The sequence below is a fragment of the Aliikangiella aequoris genome (assembly GCF_053709105.1).
Window position 1 is genome coordinate 2736641 of the sequence record NZ_CM132298.1, and the last position, 18888, is coordinate 2755528.

19 protein-coding genes are annotated in these 18888 nt (G+C 40.9%); 10 read left to right on the forward strand and 9 right to left on the reverse strand.

Annotation, left to right across the window (positions count from 1 at the left end):
• Window positions 1–2754, reverse strand: coding sequence for a choice-of-anchor B family protein (locus tag ACUR5C_RS11815; RefSeq protein WP_454465335.1), 2754 nt, complete (start codon window positions 2752–2754; stop codon window positions 1–3).
• Window positions 2755–2940: 186 nt separating this feature from the next.
• On the opposite strand from ACUR5C_RS11815, the gene ACUR5C_RS11820 reads away from it, so the two are divergent.
• Window positions 2941–3750 (forward strand): MbnP family copper-binding protein, encoded by an 810-nt coding sequence (locus ACUR5C_RS11820; protein WP_454465336.1) that lies wholly within the window; start codon window positions 2941–2943, stop codon window positions 3748–3750.
• Window positions 3751–3759: 9 nt separating this feature from the next.
• Window positions 3760–4893, forward strand: coding sequence for an MbnH family di-heme enzyme (locus ACUR5C_RS11825; protein ID WP_454465337.1), 1134 nt, complete (start codon window positions 3760–3762; stop codon window positions 4891–4893).
• Window positions 4894–4903: 10 nt separating this feature from the next.
• On the opposite strand, the gene ACUR5C_RS11830 is transcribed toward ACUR5C_RS11825, so the two are convergent.
• Together ACUR5C_RS11830 and rsmI are read right to left on the reverse strand one after the other, a co-directional pair.
• Window positions 4904–5680, reverse strand: coding sequence for a GGDEF domain-containing protein (locus ACUR5C_RS11830; RefSeq protein WP_454465338.1), 777 nt, complete (start codon window positions 5678–5680; stop codon window positions 4904–4906).
• Between the two features lie 433 nt (window positions 5681–6113).
• Entirely contained in the window at window positions 6114–6977 is an 864-nt protein-coding gene (gene rsmI, locus ACUR5C_RS11835; protein ID WP_454465339.1) for a 16S rRNA (cytidine(1402)-2'-O)-methyltransferase, read from the reverse strand.
• A gap of 57 nt (window positions 6978–7034) precedes the next feature.
• On the opposite strand from rsmI, the gene ACUR5C_RS11840 reads away from it, so the two are divergent.
• Genes ACUR5C_RS11840 through ACUR5C_RS11855 form a run of 4 tightly spaced genes read left to right on the forward strand, consistent with a single transcriptional unit; the run spans window position 7035 to window position 10558 of the window.
• A complete protein-coding gene (locus ACUR5C_RS11840; RefSeq protein ID WP_454465340.1) occupies window positions 7035–8933 on the forward strand; it encodes a penicillin-binding protein activator in 1899 nt (632 codons plus the stop codon).
• Between the two features lie 6 nt (window positions 8934–8939).
• Window positions 8940–9308, forward strand: coding sequence for a YraN family protein (locus tag ACUR5C_RS11845; protein ID WP_454465341.1), 369 nt, complete (start codon window positions 8940–8942; stop codon window positions 9306–9308).
• A 56-nt stretch (window positions 9309–9364) separates the two neighbouring features.
• The gene (locus ACUR5C_RS11850) at window positions 9365–9952 is read left to right on the forward strand and encodes a phosphoheptose isomerase (protein WP_454465342.1); all 588 of its coding nucleotides are present in this window, start codon (window positions 9365–9367) and stop codon (window positions 9950–9952) included.
• A gap of 30 nt (window positions 9953–9982) precedes the next feature.
• Window positions 9983–10558 (forward strand): BON domain-containing protein, encoded by a 576-nt coding sequence (locus tag ACUR5C_RS11855; RefSeq protein ID WP_454465343.1) that lies wholly within the window; start codon window positions 9983–9985, stop codon window positions 10556–10558.
• A gap of 9 nt (window positions 10559–10567) precedes the next feature.
• On the opposite strand, the gene ACUR5C_RS11860 is transcribed toward ACUR5C_RS11855, so the two are convergent.
• From ACUR5C_RS11860 to petA, 6 genes are all read right to left on the reverse strand, one after another.
• On the reverse strand, window positions 10568–10894 hold the full coding sequence (locus ACUR5C_RS11860; RefSeq protein WP_454465344.1) for a DUF6572 domain-containing protein: 327 nt from the start codon (window positions 10892–10894) through the stop codon (window positions 10568–10570).
• Window positions 10895–10980: 86 nt separating this feature from the next.
• The gene (locus ACUR5C_RS11865; protein ID WP_454465345.1) at window positions 10981–11454 is read right to left on the reverse strand and encodes a ClpXP protease specificity-enhancing factor; all 474 of its coding nucleotides are present in this window, start codon (window positions 11452–11454) and stop codon (window positions 10981–10983) included.
• 6 nt (window positions 11455–11460) lie between these two features.
• Window positions 11461–12090 carry a stringent starvation protein SspA gene (gene sspA / locus ACUR5C_RS11870; RefSeq protein ID WP_454465346.1) on the reverse strand — a complete coding sequence of 210 codons (630 nt, stop codon included), beginning with the start codon at window positions 12088–12090 and terminating at the stop codon, window positions 11461–11463.
• A gap of 80 nt (window positions 12091–12170) precedes the next feature.
• Window positions 12171–13046, reverse strand: a complete 876-nt coding sequence (locus ACUR5C_RS11875; protein ID WP_454465347.1) for a cytochrome c1 — start codon at window positions 13044–13046, stop codon at window positions 12171–12173.
• Window positions 13046–14257 (reverse strand): cytochrome b, encoded by a 1212-nt coding sequence (locus tag ACUR5C_RS11880; protein ID WP_454467877.1) that lies wholly within the window; start codon window positions 14255–14257, stop codon window positions 13046–13048. Before ACUR5C_RS11880 ends, ACUR5C_RS11875 begins: the two co-directional genes overlap by 1 nt.
• A gap of 8 nt (window positions 14258–14265) precedes the next feature.
• Entirely contained in the window at window positions 14266–14847 is a 582-nt protein-coding gene (gene petA / locus ACUR5C_RS11885; protein WP_454465348.1) for a ubiquinol-cytochrome c reductase iron-sulfur subunit, read from the reverse strand.
• A gap of 379 nt (window positions 14848–15226) precedes the next feature.
• Between petA and ACUR5C_RS11890 the strand changes: the two genes are divergently transcribed.
• The 4 genes from ACUR5C_RS11890 to ACUR5C_RS11905 are packed head-to-tail and all read left to right on the forward strand — an operon-like array spanning window position 15227 to window position 18855.
• A complete protein-coding gene (locus ACUR5C_RS11890; RefSeq protein WP_454465349.1) occupies window positions 15227–16450 on the forward strand; it encodes an Nramp family divalent metal transporter in 1224 nt (407 codons plus the stop codon).
• A 13-nt stretch (window positions 16451–16463) separates the two neighbouring features.
• The gene (gene pxpA / locus ACUR5C_RS11895) at window positions 16464–17240 is read left to right on the forward strand and encodes a 5-oxoprolinase subunit PxpA (RefSeq protein WP_454465350.1); all 777 of its coding nucleotides are present in this window, start codon (window positions 16464–16466) and stop codon (window positions 17238–17240) included.
• Complete coding sequence (pxpB, locus tag ACUR5C_RS11900; protein ID WP_454465351.1) at window positions 17237–17932, forward strand: 5-oxoprolinase subunit PxpB; 696 nt, start codon at window positions 17237–17239, stop codon at window positions 17930–17932. Before pxpA ends, pxpB begins: the two co-directional genes overlap by 4 nt.
• Window positions 17929–18855: a 5-oxoprolinase subunit C family protein gene (locus tag ACUR5C_RS11905; RefSeq protein ID WP_454465352.1), complete on the forward strand. Its 927-nt coding sequence runs from the start codon at window positions 17929–17931 to the stop codon at window positions 18853–18855. The genes pxpB and ACUR5C_RS11905 overlap by 4 nt, the downstream gene beginning before the upstream one ends.
• Window positions 18856–18888 lie beyond the last annotated feature (33 nt).

Here is an 18888-nt window from a genome sequence, read left to right on the forward strand (position 1 = left end):
TTACCGCTGCTTAATTTTTTTACGCGTTATTAAGGCGCCCAAAATCATCAGTACCGCAGCACCTAGTCCACCACCGCCACTCGACTGTTGCGGTTCGGGTTGAGGCTCTTCGGCCGCAACGACAAGAATAACTAACTGCGCGCTCGCTTGCGCCCCTTTGCTATCAATAACACTAAAATTAAACACTAAATTGCCCGCAACTTGCGGTGCGGTAAAACTTGCCGTGGCTTGATTTGCATTGTTTAACTCAACGTTGCTACCAGAAACCTGAGTCCATAAGTAAATTAAATCATCTCCTTCCGCATCTACGGCAGAGCCTTGAAGAGTCACTGACTGGCTGGTATTGACTTGAAAACTATCTGGTACGGAAACAACAGGAGCGGTATTTGAATCATCATCACTGATACTAATCAGCATACTTGTGTTAGTACCTAGAGTCGCACCATTAGAATTACTCAAGTCGATACTAAAGTTTTCCGTAGGCTCTTCAACGTCATCATCAATTAAGGTAAAACTAATTGTTTTGTCAGACGAGTCTCCGTCAGCCCAAGTCAATACTCCATTGAATGATTCATAATCAGAACCAGACTCAGCACTATTAGCAACGCTAGTATAGTCAACACTTGCAGAGCCCTCATTGCCTCCATTACGCTTGACTACAACTTCAATACTGCCCGCATTTTCATCTACTTGAAGCTCACTAACCGAAAACTCAACATTGCCTGTATTAGGCGCCCCTTCAATTTTAACAGTTTGATAACTAGGGTTAGATATAGTTGCTCCAGAGGTCGGGTTATAAAGCCTTATAAAAAACTCTTCATCAAACTCTAGTGCAGAGAGGTTATCAGCAATCTCAATTGTAAAAGATTGGCTTGTGGCGTCACTCCCAACCCAAGATAGCTCACCTTTCGCAAAACTAAAGTCTTCTCCTAATAATGCACTGCCAGAGATAACTTCGTAAAAAACACTAGCGCTTTGGCTAGACGAATTAGTACCTATTCTTTCTACTTGGACCGTTAAACTACTATTAGGTTGAGCATTTTGAGACGCTTGCGCAAACTTAAAACTTCCCTGGGCACTAGTTTGTGTATTGTCTCTTAAAACATAAAGACCACTATTAATGTCGCTGGCCAAAATTAAACCTGACGGTAAAAAAGGATAGACTCCCCAAGCACCATTAAACGAAGGGTTGTTTCTCGCAGGAAAAGTATCAAAATAGCCTGCAACTACAGGGTTCGCCGGGTCGGTAATATCTAAAATGGTAACCCCACGCTCATAATTCGATAAATAATAACGATTACCTCTAACAAATCCATTGTGATCAATGGCTTTGGTTGGTCCGGTCCACTGGCCAACTTGAACAGGGTTGCGTAAATCATCGATTTGAAAAATTCTCACGGTAGAATTCAGGCCGCCTCTATACTCATCAAATTCATCATGAAGCAAAACAAAACGTTTGTCTTCAGTGACCCAGCCTGAGTGTACATATTGATTAGCCTTGGCTACGTCGTCGTAACCTGCGGTAGAAAGTTTTTGCGTATCTGTTGGATCAGAAATATCCCATAGCACCATTTCTTTCTCGTTAAAGTCCACAAAAACGCTACAGTTTTCAGCACCATTAAAGCAGTCTGTATCTTTCCTTGAGTCGTCAATTAACACTGAAGCGCCATCATGAGTGTAACCATTAAAAGTCGATTGATTAGCTTTAACAGACAAGGTACTTGGATCAGTTAACGAGTAGCTATGAAATGAGCCTGAATATTGATTAGTTCCAATTAGCTGCAGTAAAGGCTCCGCATTATCAAGCTTTGCATTAAGCGTGTAGTCAACATTTGAAATATAAACATTATGTGCACTTAGTACTGATTGATTACGTTCTGCCAAACTTATGCTATTAGGTAAATCATTTAAATCAATTATCGTAACGCCGTCTGACGCACTATCGACGGTAACGTAAGCATAGGCTCTCCAACGGTGATCGGCATCGTCAAAGTATTGATATACTTTAATGTCACGCCAAGTTGATTGACTACCACTTATGGTGCCAACTTCAACTGGGTTGCTTGGGTCTTCCAAACTAAACACGGTAGCACCATTATTCACACCGATAAGCGCGTATTCTATGCCAGTATTTAGATCTGTGTGTCCCCAAATATCATTGCCCGATGAAGGCCGAGAACTAAAACTAGACAAAGGTACGTGTGCGACTAAATCAATATTTTCACATGGAAAGCCAGCAGCACTTCCGGCCACACAAGGTTCTTCAGCTTGCTTTTGATCTAACGCCCTAAAAGACGTCATTTGCGCTGAAAGTTCACTCGCTAAATCAGCGCTTAAGCCGTCACTAATGACTTTAAAGCCCTTGTTGCGCATTTGCTGAGACATTTCTACTGGCACACCTAACAAAAAAGTTTGGTTACTGTTAGGGGCCTGAGTCTGAAAGTGGTCAAAGCGGTTGTAACCACCATAAACTGGTACTAGCTCACTTTTTAAATAGAAGAGCGCTTCGGCAGAGGTTATTTTGTAGGTTCCGCCAGATACGAGTATTTTATCGCCTTTATTGGCTTTTTGAACTGCAAACTCGATACTTCTACAAGGGCGCAGTGCGTTGTCACAAAATCCGCTATCCGTGCCATTAGGAGCAACAAAACGTGGTTTACCGTGTTCAGAATGAGCACCAACATACAACCCAATGCCTAGGCTTATCCAAACAACTGTAAATATTAGTTTTTTGACTATCACTGCTCGAACCATTTCAAACGCTCCGCTTAGCCTTTATTAACGGCTAACTGATAAATAACTTAAGTAAGTAGCCATTTAACCACTTAACCTGTTTAGCAAAAAGTTCAATTTTCACACTTTGGCGATTTAAGTTCAAAACACTGAACTAAATATGTTAATTTTAATTACAAACTCTCGTTAAGGTTAATTTCATACAAAATGTTCAACCGCTTTTATAAACAATTTAGGTTACTTAAGATTGGGTTCAAACTTTTAGTTGTATGTACAACATTATTAATTAGTAGCTGCGATTTAAGTAACCATCCAATTCAAATACCATTTGAACTGCGCGATCAATCCAAACCAGTCACCTGTAAAAGCTTGTTAACCAACCAAGCGATGAATTGGCAACTTGCTCAGTTGCAATTCTTTTTGCATGACGTCTATTTAAAAGATACACAGGCAAACTGGCATCGACTCCATCTGCCAAAACATGAAAATAACTCGACTAGAGTCGCACTACTCGGTGGCGTTTGCCCAAACTCGTTTAAGCTAACGCTTGCAGGAATTTCAGCAATAAAGCAAAGTGAAATTAGCGCAATAAAATTTAAAATTGGCGTTCCTAACAAGTTAAACCATAATAACCCTATCACACAAAACTACCCATTAAATCAGGCCGATATGTTTTGGGTATGGCAAACAGGTCACAAATATTTTCGGCTAGAACTATCCAACGACAACAAGCAATGGGCTTTTCATTTAGGAGCCACGGGATGCGAGTCTGAATCTCCAGTAAGGCCTCCTCAGAAAGTTTGCCAATACCCTAATATCGTTAACATTGAGTTAGGCGAACTTTCAGTCCAATCAAAAATTGCTATTCAACTCGATCAATTACTTGATCCTCTCAACTTAGCACAAAGTCAAGGTTGTCAATCTAGCCTAACTAATCCTGATTGCCGCTTACTTTTTAAGAGCCTAAACCTAGACGGTTCAACCACTAAAAACACAGTTTTCAAAGTATTAAACTAAAGGCTTTTCATGTTCAAAAAAAAACACTTTTTAATCAAGTTCATTAGTGGCTTATTGATATTAAACCTTTTAGTTAGCTGTGAAAAAACTGCTGAAGATTTTCGCTGGGATTTACGAGAAGATTTCCCGCGTCCACAAGTTCCTCTCAACAACCCTATGAGCCGTGCTAAAGTCAAATTAGGCAAAAAACTTTTTTACGACCCAAACTTGAGTTTTAATCAAACCCAAGCTTGCGCCACTTGCCACCAACAACAGTTTTCTTTTGCAGAACCTAAGCCAACCTCTATTGGCTCAACCGGAGAAAAACATCGCAGAAACTCTCCTGCATTAGTCAATATCGCTTACAACAAAACTTTAACTTGGGCACACAGTGAAATCACATCTATCGAAATGCAATTACTACTGCCGCTATTTGGAGAAGAGCCGATTGAGCTCGGCATTACCGGCAATGAAGAAGCCGTGCTTGCTCGATTCAACACACCGCAATACCAAAGCTTGTTTGAGGCAGCATTTGAAAATCCCAATGCAAACTTCAAGCACATAAGTTTTGCCTTGGCTGCCTTTGTGCGCAGTTTAATCTCATTTAACTCACCCTTCGATCAATACGCATACGATGGAGACGATACAGCCATTAGTGAAAGCGCTATCAATGGGATGAAACTATTTTTTTCAGAAGCGCTTGAATGTCATCACTGCCATGGCGGCTTTAATTTTACCCAATCAACTTTTCATCAGCAGCAAGTACTTGATAGACGTCCCTTTCACAATACTGGATTGTATTTTCTTGACTCAAATCAAGGTTACCCTCAGTCTGATCCAGGGCTTGCGGAAATTACTTTAGATCCAAAAGACAACGGCAAATTTAGAGCGCCCACCTTAAGAAATATTGCGCTAACGGCTCCGTATATGCATGACGGCAGCATTAACAGCTTGACAGAAGTCATTGACTTTTACGCCAGCGGAGGAAGAAACATCTTAACTGGCGAGCTTAAAGGCGACGGCCGAGTTAATCCCAATAAAAGCCAGTTTATTAAAGGATTCAGCTTAACGCCAAAAGAAAAGCAAGATTTAATTGCGTTTTTAGAAACCCTAACCGACACTCAGTTTATTAACGACATTCGCCACGCAGCGCCAAATCAATAACCAAATAAAATTAACTAGCGAGTTTGGCGACAAAATGATTGCCACCAGACTCCATTGCTTTCAGGCAGGCTTTATTTAATCTCTGTAAGAAATCGGTAACATTATCTTCACAGTGGAAAGTTGTAATTCCAATGCTAGCTGAAACAAGATAGTTAGCGGTGCATTTAATCTTTCTAGTTTCTTCTAACACCTTTGAAGCAAACGCAACCGCAGGCTGAATTTGAGTTTCTGGTAACAAAACAACGTAATCACTCGGGCTTATTTTAAAGCAAACATCTAGCGTATTACAGGGTTTCACTAAGCAGCTTTGAAAAGCCTTTTCTATTCGACGACTCTCCTCAACACCGAGCGTTTGATGCCAATTAGAGAAGTCATCAAGTTTAATTTGAACTGCGGAAAAATTTGTCTTGTTTTTTTGTGCTTTTGTTATTTCTTGAGATAAACTTTCCGATAATGCTTTTCTATTTAAAAAAGCATTATCTAATGCGACAGGCTGTGATGATTTTGTGCTAAAAATTCGGTTCACAAAGTTATGTTGATATCGAAACAAAAAAGCTAAACTTGATAGAAGTAAAACTGCGACAACCAAGCTAATTAGCGGTAGCGATAACTGTTCAAATGGAGTAAGAAAAACATCAAACTCTGATTTACAAGCAGTAATATTCAGACCAACCAAGCTAGCGGCTATTAACTTTGCCCATACTTTGTAGCGAGACGCTAAAATACTATTTAAGGTTTTGTTTTTGTGACTAGCAACAACAAAAACTGACTTAAAAAAAACACTCATAAATAACAAAAACCTTTATAATTATTATTGGTAATATCTATTCGATTTTTTTTCTACAAGCAGCTCAAATCATCCAGGAGAACAACAGGCGAACTTGCGTTCTAGTTGTAAATATAACCACAGTCGCTCTACCAATTTCAAGCAAACTTTAAACATTATTTCTTAAATATGAAAAGATGTATTATTAAACAGCGTTATTTTAAATCTACTTATATAAAATAAATATAAAACAGCGAAAGTGCGGATAATTAAGTAGTGAAATATTGAGTTGATACCGTTAATTGTTAATCGTAAATCGTAAATCGTAAATCGTAAATCGTTATCCTGAGCATAAGACAGCAAGCTCACACCAAGGTAACTAATCTTTATGCGAGAGCACAAAAAACCAGCCAGTCTAAAGTGCACTATCTGAGGAGGTTACTAGCGCTTAAATTTAGTGTTTAGAGTCTAACAAAAATTGGTAGATAGCATTTTTCTTTTCGCCATACATCTCCGAAGTAAGCTTTGCGGCTTGCTTTCCCGGTAGCTCTTTTGCAAGCAGCAGAGCCAATTTTTGGGCCTCTTTTGATAGCGCTTGTGACTTTTTAGATGCCCCTTTTATCATTACAACAAATTCACCTTTACTTTGGTTAGGATCTGTCTGTAAAGTTTGCAGCAGGCTTATTGCGTCACCTTGTAATACGGTTTCAAAGGTCTTGGTTAATTCCCTTGCAACTACCACAAACCGGCTATCTCCAAATACCTCTGCGATATCCGCAAGGCAGTCTTTAATTCGGTGTGAAGACTCATAAAAAAGCAGGGTCGCGGTTTCTTCGACCAATTCGACTAACAAAGCCTTTCTCGCACTTGTTTTTGCCGGGAGAAAGCCTTCAAATATAAAGCGATCGGTAGGCAAACCGGCGATCGAAAGCGCTGCGATTAACGCACAAGGCCCGGGAATTGCCACCACTTGCAACCCTTGCTGGCGCACTGCGGCAACAAGCGGGTAGCCAGGATCACTAATTAACGGCGTGCCAGCATCTGACACCAGCGCAATCGACTCGCCCTGAGTAAGCAATTGAACAATATAGTTTAATTTTTGTCTTTCATTATGGTCATGCAGTGAAAAACATGGTGTATCCACGTCAATATGCGATAATAGCTGTCGAGTTCGACGGGTATCTTCTGCGGCTATTTTGTCAACTTGAGCTAAAGTGTGACGCATTCGATCACTAATATCACCCAGATTTCCAATTGGCGTTGCAACAACATACAATATGCCATGCTTTTGTTCGTTATCAGTATTCAGGGAGTTCATACACGCTCTTTAGGTTTTACGATGATTTAATAAGGTAGGTTGGAGTTTTTAGAAATAATGATGAATTATATCACTCAAAGCAACAAATTAATTATCTCAGTATTGATTGCATTAATGCTACAAGGCTGCGGTCCGGTTGTAAAAGAGAATAAACGACATACGAATAACGCATCGCAAAACTTAGAATATATTCTTAACCAAGCCAAACAAGCGCTGCCACATCAAAAAAGCCAGCTTTTAGTTCAAGCCGCCGGTTTATTGGTCAAAGAGGCTCGCTACGAAAAGGCACAAGAAATTTTAGTCCGTGTCGATCAGACGCGGCTCACTCCGCTAGAAGTTGACGATTTTAACTTATATTACGGTGAAACACTTTTAGCTTTGGGCGCTCATGAAAAAGCACTCAATCATATACAGTCTGTTCATTTAATCTCAGCCAAGCCTATTCATTGGCAAATTCGCCATGCCCAAAGCTTATCCGATGCGTTTTTGGCCAATAGCAATTATTTTGAAGCAGCCAAGCAACGGATTCAATTAGACGACCTTATCGATGACGAGCAAGCGCTACGACAAAATAATGAGAAGATTTGGGCGGCATTAAACCAAATACAAACCGACTTTTTACTCCAGTTAAAATCAGACTTTAATTCGCAGCGCCTCAATGGTTGGCTAGAAATTGCTTATATTAACCAGCGCTGGGGATACCATCCGAAAAAGCTTTTGGCTGAAATAGAGCGTTGGCAACTAAAATATCCACTACATCCTTCATCAGTTAATCAACCAGAAGTATTGCGTAAAGCCGCTGCTGCAGAAGAATTTACGCCTAAGAAAATAGCTATTTTACTGCCTTTAAGCGGTAAACTTGGATCGTTTGGCAAAATGATACATGACGGCATTCTAGCAGCCCACTACCAAACTCCAGAGGCAACAAGCGCGCCACAGCTAGCTTTTTATGATACCGCAAAGAACTTGTCGTCTCTTACCGCTTACCAACAAGCGCAGCGAGAAGGAGCAGACTTTATTTTAGGGCCGCTTACTAAAGAAGCAATAGAATCTATTTTACAGCAAGAGGAAATTCAAATCCCTATGCTGGCACTAAACCGAACTGAGTCTGAAACCTTTACTCATCCTCAGGTTTACCAATTTGGCTTACCAATTGAAGACGAGGCAATCCAAGCTGCTCACTATGCAATTAAGAAAGGCTACACCAAAGCCATTGCTTTTTTGCCGCAAAATAGCACTGGCGCACGCGCAGAAAATGCGTTTAGAGCGACCTTTGAAGAGTTAGGTGGTGAATTAATCAGCGTTGAGAACTATCGCGAAATTAACCAGCTCAAACAAAATGTACAAAAATTATTGAGAGTCGACACCAGTATTCAGCGCAAGCGTTCTCTAGAACGATTACTAGGTCGCAATTTAGAATTTGAAATGCGACGTCGACAAGACGCAGACTTTATCTTTATGCTCGCACGACCAGAAGACGGGCGGCGTATCAAACCCTTTATCAACTACTATTTTGCGCATGACTTACCCGTGATTGCCACTTCGTCTATTTTCTCTGGAAAGCGCGATCCGCAAACCGACATTGATTTAAATGGTATTGAATTTACCGATATTCCGCTACTACTGAGTGAGCAAGCAGAGTTCGAACAAACACGGCAAACTTTAGGCCAAATACTACCCGAAGCTTTGGACGCTCGCGGCAGGTATTTTGCACTAGGCTATGACAGTTACAATATATTAAGCCAGCTAGCTATATTGCAAGCATTTCCCGAATACCGATGGAATGGCCTAACAGGGGAGCTCGGCGTAGACTTTAATGGCCTAGTACACCGTTACTTAACTTGGGCGCAATTTAATCGTGGCGTACCCAATGTCACAGACGAGAGAAAAGTAAAAGCATTAGAGGCTTCAGCCAACCCTGTTGTACCAAACACTATACAGCGCGGCGGCCGCTAGACTGCTTTGTTTAGCCTGCCTAACAAGAGAGATTTTGGCAGCCAAATAGAAGCTCGCGCTCGCCAGTTTTTAGAGCGCGAAGGTTGTATAATTATAGAGACCAATTTTAACTGTAAGTTAGGCGAAATCGATTTAATTGCAAAACACCGAGAAACGTTAGTTTTTGTAGAAGTTCGATATCGTAACAGTCATCGATATGGCGGAGCGACACTAAGTGTTGATAAACGCAAACAGAGCAAGCTAATTAAAACAGCGAGCTTTTACTTACAACAAAAAAAATTAACTAATAAAATTGCCTGCCGCTTTGACGTAATTGCAATAACTGGCGAGCTCAACCAGTTAGAGTTTAACTGGATAGAAAACGCCTTTAATTAAAGCGTTTAAAATACAAATACAAGTTTATTAAAACAATCGCACCAATAGGTTTTAAAATGATAGAAAAGATTCGCAATAGTTTTACCGAGAGTATCCAAACTAAAATTGCCGCTGCGGACGTACTACCCGAAAAAATAGCAAAAGCTGGCGAACTAATGGTAAATACTTTATTGAACGGTGGAAAAATTTTAACTTGTGGTAATGGTGGTTCCGCGGGCGACGCCCAACATTTTTCATCGGAAATGCTAAATCGTTTTGAAAGGGAAAGGCCTCCTCTACCAGCCATTGCGCTAACCACAGATACGGCAACACTCACTGCCATAAGTAACGATTACAGCTTTAACGAAGTGTTTTCTAAGCAAGTCAAAGCACTTGGCCAAGCTGGTGATATATTATTGGTGTTTTCAACCAGTGGAAACTCACAAAATGTGATTGAAGCCATGCGCGCAGCACTAGCCAAAGATATGTTAATTATTAGTTGTACCGGAAAAGATGGCGGCGAAATGGCTGGCTTAATGGGTCCAACAGATGTTGAGATTAGAGTACCATCAAATAGCACAGCCCGAATCCAGGAAGTACACTTGGTCGTTATTCATAGTCTTTGTGACCTTATAGATAGCACTTTGTTTGGCGAGAATAATTAGGTTTAAGCAAAATCTAATTGGGAGAATAGAATGAAATCAAATTACCTTATCTGCATTTTACTTTTGTGTGCACTCTTACAAGGCTGCAGCGGACTGCTAGTTGCTGGAGCGGCAGGCGGAGCGGTAGCGTCTCAAGACCGAAGAACCCTTCCTACCCAGCTAGAAGACGAGAGCATAGAGCTTAAAGCGCTTAAGGCTATTTTTGAAAATGACGAGCTGTGGAGCGACACCAATATCAGTGTAATCAGCTATAACAATATAGTGCTTATCATAGGACAAGCACCAACGGCAGATCTCAAGCAAAAAGCAACAGCGGAAATTAATCGCGTGGCTAAAGTCCGCAAGGTTCACAACCAGATAAGAGTTGCTGCGCCAATCTCGTTTTTTGCTGCTAGAAATGATGAGTATTTAACCACCAAAGTTAAGTCTGCAATGCTATTTGCTTCTGGCTTTCCTTCTAGCAAAGTAAAGGTTGTCACTGAAAACAGCGAAGTTTTCTTAATGGGGTTAGTGACTCCGGCAGAAGCAAATCAAGCAGTAGAAATTGCCAGAAACGTGAGTGGCGTTAGTAAAGTCATTAAAGTATTTGAGATTATTCAAGAATAGCGTCAGTAGCTAAACCGATAACTGCTCGCTACTAAAAGCATAGCCATGCTCTTCAACCATGAGTTGTAGTTGCTGCATTTTCTCATACGCTGAGGGTGGCATTTTAAATTTTGAAACTAGCCGAATAAAAGGATTTAACTGACCTGCTTGTGGGTATCGCAAAGATAATTCACCCGAGTTAATATATTCTATATAAAAGTTAACTTTCTGGGTAAGCCAGTTCAGCTTTTTCTCTAATGGCTGCCAGCTTATTTCATCGCTAATCACCAGAAAAACAATTCCTTTAGCTTCATTAAAAGCGACAAAGTCAACCTCATTGATTTCAGGTATTGGCATATTGGGTTCTGGCATTAAATAATGAATGCAACAGCAACAAGCCAATTAATTTTTTAAAATTAATTGGCTTTCGCATTCTTAATAGATTACTTAATTAGTTTTAAATGAGAGCTTCGTTTAGTTGACGACTGACTGTCTTCTTTTAGCGAGCTATCGCTTGCTTCAACTTCAGCTAGTTTAGGTTGGGTTGGTCTTTCTGATGACTCATTCGCACCTTCTTGCGCTTCGTTAGCCTCTTCTTCTGGAAAGGCCATACCTTGCCCATTTTCTTGCGCATATACAGCGAGCAATGCATACATAGGTACATAAATACTTCTTGATGCACCAGAAAAACGAGCATTAAACGAAATAGCCTGATTATCTACCAACCAGTTTTGAACCGCACTAGGGTTAACATTTAATACAATTTGTCCATCTTTAATGTGCTCTTGCGGCACATCAACCCCAACTTTAGTTGCATCAACTAAAATATAAGGTGTAGCCTCATTGTCTAAAATCCAGTCGAGTATACCTCTAAACAAATAGGGTTTATTCGATGTAAATACAGTCGATTGACTCATTGAAACTTAATCTCTCAACTCTCTTTCTGAATCAGTTAAGCTCGCTTGAAACGAGTCGCGCTCAAATAACAAATCCATATAGCTCAATACTTCTTTCGCGCCGCGCCCACTTAACGTGATACCCATGGCAGGTAACCGCCACATTAATGGTGCTAAACAGCAGTCGATAAGTGAAAATTCTTCACTCAAAAAGTAAGGTGTTTCACTAAAAACAGGCGCAAGAGTAAGTAAACTTTCAGTTAACTCTTTACGAGCTTTTTCAGCTTCTTTGTCTTTGCCATTCAAAATAGTTTGCATCAAACTATACCAGTCCTTTTCAACACGATGCATCATTAAGCGTGAACGAGCTCGGGCGACAGGGTAAACCGGCATTAGCGGTGGGTGTGGGAAGCGCTCATCTAAGTATTCCATAATAATCGGCGCTTCAAACAATACCAATTCTCTGTCAACCAGAGTTGGTACTGTGTTGTATGGGTTTAAATCAATTAAATCTTCCGGTGGCTGTTGGTTACTAACTACTTCAATCGCCTCGAAGTTAACACCTTTTTCCGCCAGAACAATACGTACCTGATGACTATATACATCATCGGCCCCTGAATACAATGTCATTACAGAACGTTTGGCTACTGTTGCCATGGAGTTTTCTCCGTTAATAAAACGAACAGTGCTTTACACTGTTCGTTTATGTTAGGTTAAATTGATTTTATTATTTGAGCTTAGTGAATATCTTTCCAATATTCTTTCTTCAAGAGGTAAGCAATAAAGCCGAAGCCTAGGATGAATAGTAGCACCCAAACACCTAATCGGCGTCGCTCTAATTTAATCGGCTCACCAACATAATCTAAGAAATTAACTAAGTCTGCCATTGACTGATCAAACTCAGCAGGAGTTAACTGACCATCTTTTACTATGGTAAAAAACTCACCCGCTTTAGATAACGCGATTAGCTCAGCCTCAGCAGCGTGCATAGTCTCTTCTGCAGCGTCAATAATCGCTTCAGTACCTTCGGCATCGCCTTCTTCTGCTTTTTTGCGTGCTGCAGCTATGGCAGCTGTTGCATCAGCAATTTTGCCTTCAAGCGCCACAACCTTTTCTGACTTTGCTTGAATGCCTTGCATACTTTCTAGCGCATGCGGCATACCAACATCTTTGAACACAGTGTTGTTTACGCCATAAGGTCTGCTCTCGTCTTTATAAAAAGCTCTTAAATAATTATAAAGCCAATCACTGCCTCGTGAGCGGCCAATTAATGACAAATCAGGCGGTGTAGTACCAAACCAATTAGCTGCTGCGTCAGGACTCATATTATTGGTCATTAAATCCCCAATTTTAGAACCTTTTGGCACCACATTTTCCATCATTATCTCTTCTGGAATGCCTAAGTCTTTAGCAGTTCGGTTATAACGTTGAAACTCTAACCCGTGACATCCAAGGCAGTTATTAACGTATACTTGCAGGCCTCGTTGCATGGAGATTTTTAACATATCACCGGTTAACTTAGGCAGTTTATCGTTTGGTAATACCAACCCTTGCTCTGCGGCAGTCAATGAAAGAGACAAACACGCAGTGACTATCATTATTAATTTTTTCATTAGTGCGTTACCCTCTCTGGAACAGGTTTTGTTGCGCCCCATTGACTCCACCAAGGCATGAACAGGAAGAATGCAAAGTAGTAGAATGTAGCAATTTGAGCGACTAAAGTGCGCATTGGCGTTGGCCCTTTCATGCCTAAATAGCCAAGTACAACAAAAGCGACTACAAACAAAGCTAACCAAAGCTTAAAGCTCCAGTGCTTATAACGAATCGACTTTACTTTGCTTCTGTCTAACCAGGGTAAGAAGAATAAAATAATTAACGAAGCTGCCATTGCAATAACCCCTAACTGCTGATCTGGGATCGCACGTAATATCGAATAGAAAGGCGTAAAATACCAAACTGGAGCGATATGCGCAGGCGTTTTTAATGGATCTGCCGGAGTAAAGTTAGGTGGCTCTAAAAAGAAACCATTCATTTCAGGCGCAAAAAATATAATTAAGCAGAAAAAGAATAAGAAGCCAGCTACACCAACAATATCTTTTACTGTGTAATAAGGGTGGAATGGAATTCCATCTAGTGGAATACCGTTTTCGTCTTTATATTTTTTAATTTCAATACCGTCTGGGTTGTTTGAACCCACTTTATGTAATGCAACAATGTGAAGGAATACCATTAACAATAAAGCCATTGGTAAAGCGACCACATGAAGTGCAAAGAATCGATTAAGAGTCGCTCCAGAAATAATAAAGTCACCTCGAATCCACTCGGTGATGTCTGCACCATAGTAGGGAATTGCACTAAATAAATTGATAATTACCTGAGCGCCCCAGTAAGACATGTTGCCCCATGGTAATAAATACCCCATAAAAGCTTCAGCCATTAGCAAGACGAAAATCACCATCCCAAATAACCAAACCAATTCACGCGGTTTTCTAAATGAGCCGTAGATTAAACCACGGAACATATGCAAATAAACCACCACGAAAAATGCTGAGGCACCAGTAGAATGCATGTATCTGAGCAACCATCCCCAGTCTACATCTCGCATAATAAACTCTACAGAGCGATAAGCTTCTTCACCAGAAGGCGTGTAATTCATGGTTAACCAAATGCCAGTTAAAATTTGATTAACTAAAACCAGAAGCGCTAAAGAACCAAAAAAGTACCAAAAGTTAAAGTTTTTTGGTGCGTAATATTCGGCTAAATGCTCGTTCCAAACTTTGGTCGCAGGAAATCGGTCATCTATCCATTGCATTAATTGAGCCATCTTAGTCATTATGCAGCCCCCTCATCAACACCAATCATAATGGTACTGTCGTTTACGTAAGAATAAGGCGGTACTTCTAAGTTTTTAGAAGCGGGTACCCCAGAGAAAACGCGCCCAGCCAAGTCAAAACGTGAACCATGACATGGGCAGAAGAAACCTCCTCCCCATTCAACTTCAGTTTCTTTTAAGTGCTGCGGAACGCAACCTAAATGAGTACAAATACCAACCAACACTAATACATCTGGTTTAATTGAACGAATCTCAGAGTCCACATATTCAGGCTGCTGCTCTGCATCAGTTGATTTAGGATCTTTTAATTGTTGGGCTGTATTTTTTAAAGAATCTACAACGCTGCCGCTACGTTTTACTACAAAAACGGGCTTACCACGCCATTCAACTTTAATCATTTGGCCTTCTTCTAGCTTATTTAAAGCAACCTCAACTGGCGCACCTGCAGCCTGAGCTTTCGCACTAGGCTTCCAAGACCCTAGGAAAGGAACAGCTACAAAGCCCGCTCCCACGGCTCCAACGGCAGTCGTTGCAAGCGTTAGGAAACGACGCTTGCCGTTATCTACACCTTCATTACTCATTCGGAAAGTCTCCCCATCGACCGGTAATTTTTACGTAAAAACACAATTTTTTTAGTTAGCAATTTGTCGCCACCTAAAATTAGATTAAATAGTCGCCAAATATGCCCATAAATAGGATTTGCGACCGGATCATAAAGAATAAGCTTAAATAATACAAGGAATTGCCAGTTTTTGTTTCTATCTAACTGAAAAATATAATAATTTATTTCTCAAGAGCTCATTTTTCGCTGCTCTGTTTCTACCTAAGTAAAACCCCTGATCTAATTCAAAGCAAAAGCCGTACAAAATTCCACCACACTGGCTAAAACAAGCATAATTGGCAAGCTAGTTCTGTTATGTTATTACTTATAATAGTCTAAAACTCAACGAGAAAATGGTTTTGCCCAATAATTACAAGCTAGGCCCTGCTATTTTAGTTACTGCAGCCTTTATCGGGCCAGGTACAGTGGTTGCTGCCAGTTTAGCTGGCGCACATTTTGGATACGCCTTAATTTGGGCGCTTCTATTCTCAATTGTCGCAACGCTCATTTTACAAGAAATGGCTGTTCGGCTAGGAGTTATTACTCAACAAGGCCTTGGCGAAAACCTCAATCAACTGATTACTCAACCTTTCCTAAAGCTTGCTATGCAATGCTTAATCATTGGCGCGATAGTCATTGGTAATGCGGCTTATCAAGGCGGCAACCTCTCTGGAGCAAGCTTAGGCATTCAAAGCCTTTTACCTACTCCGTTTGAGTCAGAAGCGCTGGCCTTAAACTTTTGGCCCTTGCTTATTGGCGGCATCGCTTTTTTGCTATTATGGCACGGCCAATACGCCATAATTGAAAAGTCATTAATTCTTTTAGTTGGCCTAATGAGCGCGGCGTTTTTAACCACATTAATCATAAGCAAGCCTGACTTCTCACTAATTTATGAGCAAATCTTCTCGTTAGCACTTCCTAGTGGTGCAACTTTAACTGTTATTGCACTTATTGGGACTACCGTAGTTCCTTACAATTTGTTTTTACACGCCTCAAGCGTCAGCAAAAAATGGCACAGCGAAAAAGACTTAAACGCAGCTAAGCGAGACGTTTATTTATCAATTCCTTTAGGCGGGCTAATTACGATTGCAATTATGGGGACAGCAGCTGCAGCTTTTTTTGGTAAACAAATTGAAATTACAAGTGCTGCCGATTTAGCCCCAGCACTTCAACCGCTATTAGGAAGCTGGGCGCAAACCTTTATGGGGGTTGGCCTATTTGCTGCGGGTATTTCCTCGGCTATAACTGCCCCTCTCGCCGCTGCCTTTGCATTATCGGGGGTGCTAAACTTCAGCAATAATTTAGCCAACTTTAAGTTTAAAATCACTTGGGCGCTAATTTTAGTTTTTGGGGTTATTATCGCGAGCACAGGCTTTAAACCCATTAGTATTATTTGGTTTGCCCAAGTAGCAAACGGTATATTACTGCCAATCATTACCTTATTTTTGTTGTGGGCTGTTAACCACCCTAATTTAAGGCAATATGCTAATTCGCCATTACAAAACCTCTTAGGAGGCACTATTTTTGTCGTAACGCTTATTCTCAGCGGGCGAAGCTTAATGCTGGCATTTAATTTACTTTAAACGGGAGAATTCTTTGTGTAGCTCAAATGCCCCCAAGCACTCGGCTAAAATAGATATTAATTGCGACTTAGGTGAGTACCAAAGCAAACAAGGGTGGCAGCAAGACGCTCAGCTAATGCCTTTTATTTCGCGCTGCAATATTGCCTGTGGCGGACACGCAGGCGATAAAGAGTCGATGCAAAATAGCCTCTTAAATGCGCGCAAATTCTCAGTCAAAGCCGGAGCTCATCCAAGCTACCCTGACAAAGCAAACTTTGGCCGAATATCGATCAAAATTTCGCAAGATGAACTACTCAATTCAATTGAACAACAAATTGAAAGCCTAGCCGAATTAGCCAACAGCTTAGCAATCCAATTAACTCATATAAAACTTCATGGCGCGTTATACAATGACGCAGAAAGTGACCCGCAACTCGCACAAAGCATTTTATTAAGGCTTAAAAATAGTTTTCCTAAACTTAAAATATTGGGCTTAGCCGGTGGAGCTACTCAACAGGCCGCAAAAGCTAATCAACAAAATTTTATTCGCGAAGCCTTTATGGATAGAGGCTACCAAGCAAATGGATTTTTAATTTCACGGCAACACCCCAAAGCGATGCTCGACAGCGTTGACGCGGTAATCAGGCAAGCACTTAACATTGCGACAGGTCAAGCGATCGACACAGTAGAAGGTCAAAAGCTCCGTATTAGCGCAGACAGCCTGTGCCTACATGGCGACAATAGCAATGCACAATACATTGCAAGAAATTTATTTTTTCGGTTACAGCAAGCGGGAGTTGAAATCACATGACCCCTATTCCGTACTCTATCAAGGCCAATGGTGAAGCTGCACTGACCGTAGAGTTTGAATTGCCAGTGAGTCAATCATTAAGTGAGCATATAATCGCGCTAGCAGAAGCCATTAAGAGCGAATTTGAGTACTGCCTAGAAGATGCGATACCTGCTTTTCAAAGTATTACTGTGATTTTTAATCCTTTGATAATTAGCGTACAAGAATTCGAAACTAAATTAACAATTATACTTAACCATCCTGTGAGCTTTGCACAGGTACAACCCCAAATAGTGTCCATTCCGGTCTGTTATGGTGGTAAGTTTGGGCCTGATTTAGAACCGCTTTGTCAACACAAGCAGATATCTCAGGAACAATTTATTGAGCTTCACACAGCGCCCCAATATCTAGTTCATATGCTCGGCTTTACGCCCGGCTTTTTATATTTAGGTGGCTTAAATGCAAAGCTTAATTTTCCACGTAAATCAACGCCTGCATTAAAAGTTAGCGCTGGCAGCGTAGGTATTGGCGGCGGTCAAACGGGAATCTATCCGTTAGCCACTCCCGGCGGATGGCAAATTATTGGTAGAACGCCATTAGCTTTGTTTAAGCCAGACACGGCTCAACCTTTTATTGCTCGCCCTTTAGATAAAATCCAGTTTGTCGCTATCAACGAAGCTGAATTTAAGCAAATTGCAAGGAAGCACTCATGAGTTTGCATTTTGTTAAAGCAGGATTACAAACCAGCCTGCAAGACTTGGGAAGGCACGGACAAATGCATAATGGAATCGCTTGCTCTGGCGCAATGGATAAACTTTCTTTACAGTTGGCCAACTGGTTAGTTGATAATCCGGCGAATACACCTGCTTTTGAAATCACCTTAAACGGCCCAGTTATTGAATTTAATGCAAACTTTAATGTAGCGGTTTGTGGCGCAGAGTTTGAGTTATACCTAAATGACACAAGAGTATTTAACAACCTCACTATTGCAGTTAGTGCAGGCGACCGATTGGTATTTAAAAAAAGGCTAAGTGGTGCAAGAGCTTATCTGGCGGTATCAGCCAAATTAAAATTAAAATCAGTTTTTGATAGCTATTCTACCAACTTAACGGCGGCATTTGGCGGCTATAAAGGCCGAGCTTTAAGAGATGGCGATGTGATTTACTCTCTATCAAGCCGGCAAGGGCCGCTCCGCCAGTTACCAGAAAGCTTTAAAATAAGTTATAGCGGCAATTACTTGCTTAGATGTGTCAAATCAGTCGAAAGTGACTGGTTTACGCCGAGTCACTGGAATCAGTTTTACTCTCAACCTTACACTGTTTCAGCCGATTCTAACCGAATGGGGTTGCGCCTTAATGGAGAAGCTCTAGCGGCTATCGATTTACCACAAATGACTTCCAGTGGACTCATTCCGGGCAGCATCCAAATTCCGGCTAACGGTTTACCTATCATTGCCACGGCAGACAGTCACACCATTGGCGGTTATCCAAGGATAGGTAATGTTTGTCTTTGCGACAGAGATCTTTTAGGGCAGTTAGCTCCACACGACAAAGTCAATTTCACTTATATATCAAGACAACAAGCAACAGAGCTTGTTAAGGAAAAGCAAGCGCTAATAGCTGCGTTAATGGCATGACCATTAACAAAAACACTCTCTAAGCGCGCAAAA

Coding starts and splice junctions, on each gene's coding strand:
- ACUR5C_RS11815 (WP_454465335.1), bottom strand. CDS start 2,754: ATGGTTCGAGCAGTGATAGTCAAAAAACTAATATTTACAGTTGTTTGG.
- ACUR5C_RS11820 (WP_454465336.1), top strand. CDS start 2,941: ATGTTCAACCGCTTTTATAAACAATTTAGGTTACTTAAGATTGGGTTC.
- ACUR5C_RS11825 (WP_454465337.1), top strand. CDS start 3,760: ATGTTCAAAAAAAAACACTTTTTAATCAAGTTCATTAGTGGCTTATTG.
- ACUR5C_RS11830 (WP_454465338.1), bottom strand. CDS start 5,680: ATGAGTGTTTTTTTTAAGTCAGTTTTTGTTGTTGCTAGTCACAAAAAC.
- rsmI (WP_454465339.1), bottom strand. CDS start 6,977: ATGAACTCCCTGAATACTGATAACGAACAAAAGCATGGCATATTGTAT.
- ACUR5C_RS11840 (WP_454465340.1), top strand. CDS start 7,035: ATGATGAATTATATCACTCAAAGCAACAAATTAATTATCTCAGTATTG.
- ACUR5C_RS11850 (WP_454465342.1), top strand. CDS start 9,365: ATGATAGAAAAGATTCGCAATAGTTTTACCGAGAGTATCCAAACTAAA.
- ACUR5C_RS11855 (WP_454465343.1), top strand. CDS start 9,983: ATGAAATCAAATTACCTTATCTGCATTTTACTTTTGTGTGCACTCTTA.
- ACUR5C_RS11860 (WP_454465344.1), bottom strand. CDS start 10,894: ATGCCAATACCTGAAATCAATGAGGTTGACTTTGTCGCTTTTAATGAA.
- ACUR5C_RS11865 (WP_454465345.1), bottom strand. CDS start 11,454: ATGAGTCAATCGACTGTATTTACATCGAATAAACCCTATTTGTTTAGA.
- sspA (WP_454465346.1), bottom strand. CDS start 12,090: ATGGCAACAGTAGCCAAACGTTCTGTAATGACATTGTATTCAGGGGCC.
- ACUR5C_RS11875 (WP_454465347.1), bottom strand. CDS start 13,046: ATGAAAAAATTAATAATGATAGTCACTGCGTGTTTGTCTCTTTCATTG.
- ACUR5C_RS11880 (WP_454467877.1), bottom strand. CDS start 14,257: ATGGCTCAATTAATGCAATGGATAGATGACCGATTTCCTGCGACCAAA.
- petA (WP_454465348.1), bottom strand. CDS start 14,847: ATGAGTAATGAAGGTGTAGATAACGGCAAGCGTCGTTTCCTAACGCTT.
- pxpB (WP_454465351.1), top strand. CDS start 17,237: ATGACCCCTATTCCGTACTCTATCAAGGCCAATGGTGAAGCTGCACTG.
- ACUR5C_RS11905 (WP_454465352.1), top strand. CDS start 17,929: ATGAGTTTGCATTTTGTTAAAGCAGGATTACAAACCAGCCTGCAAGAC.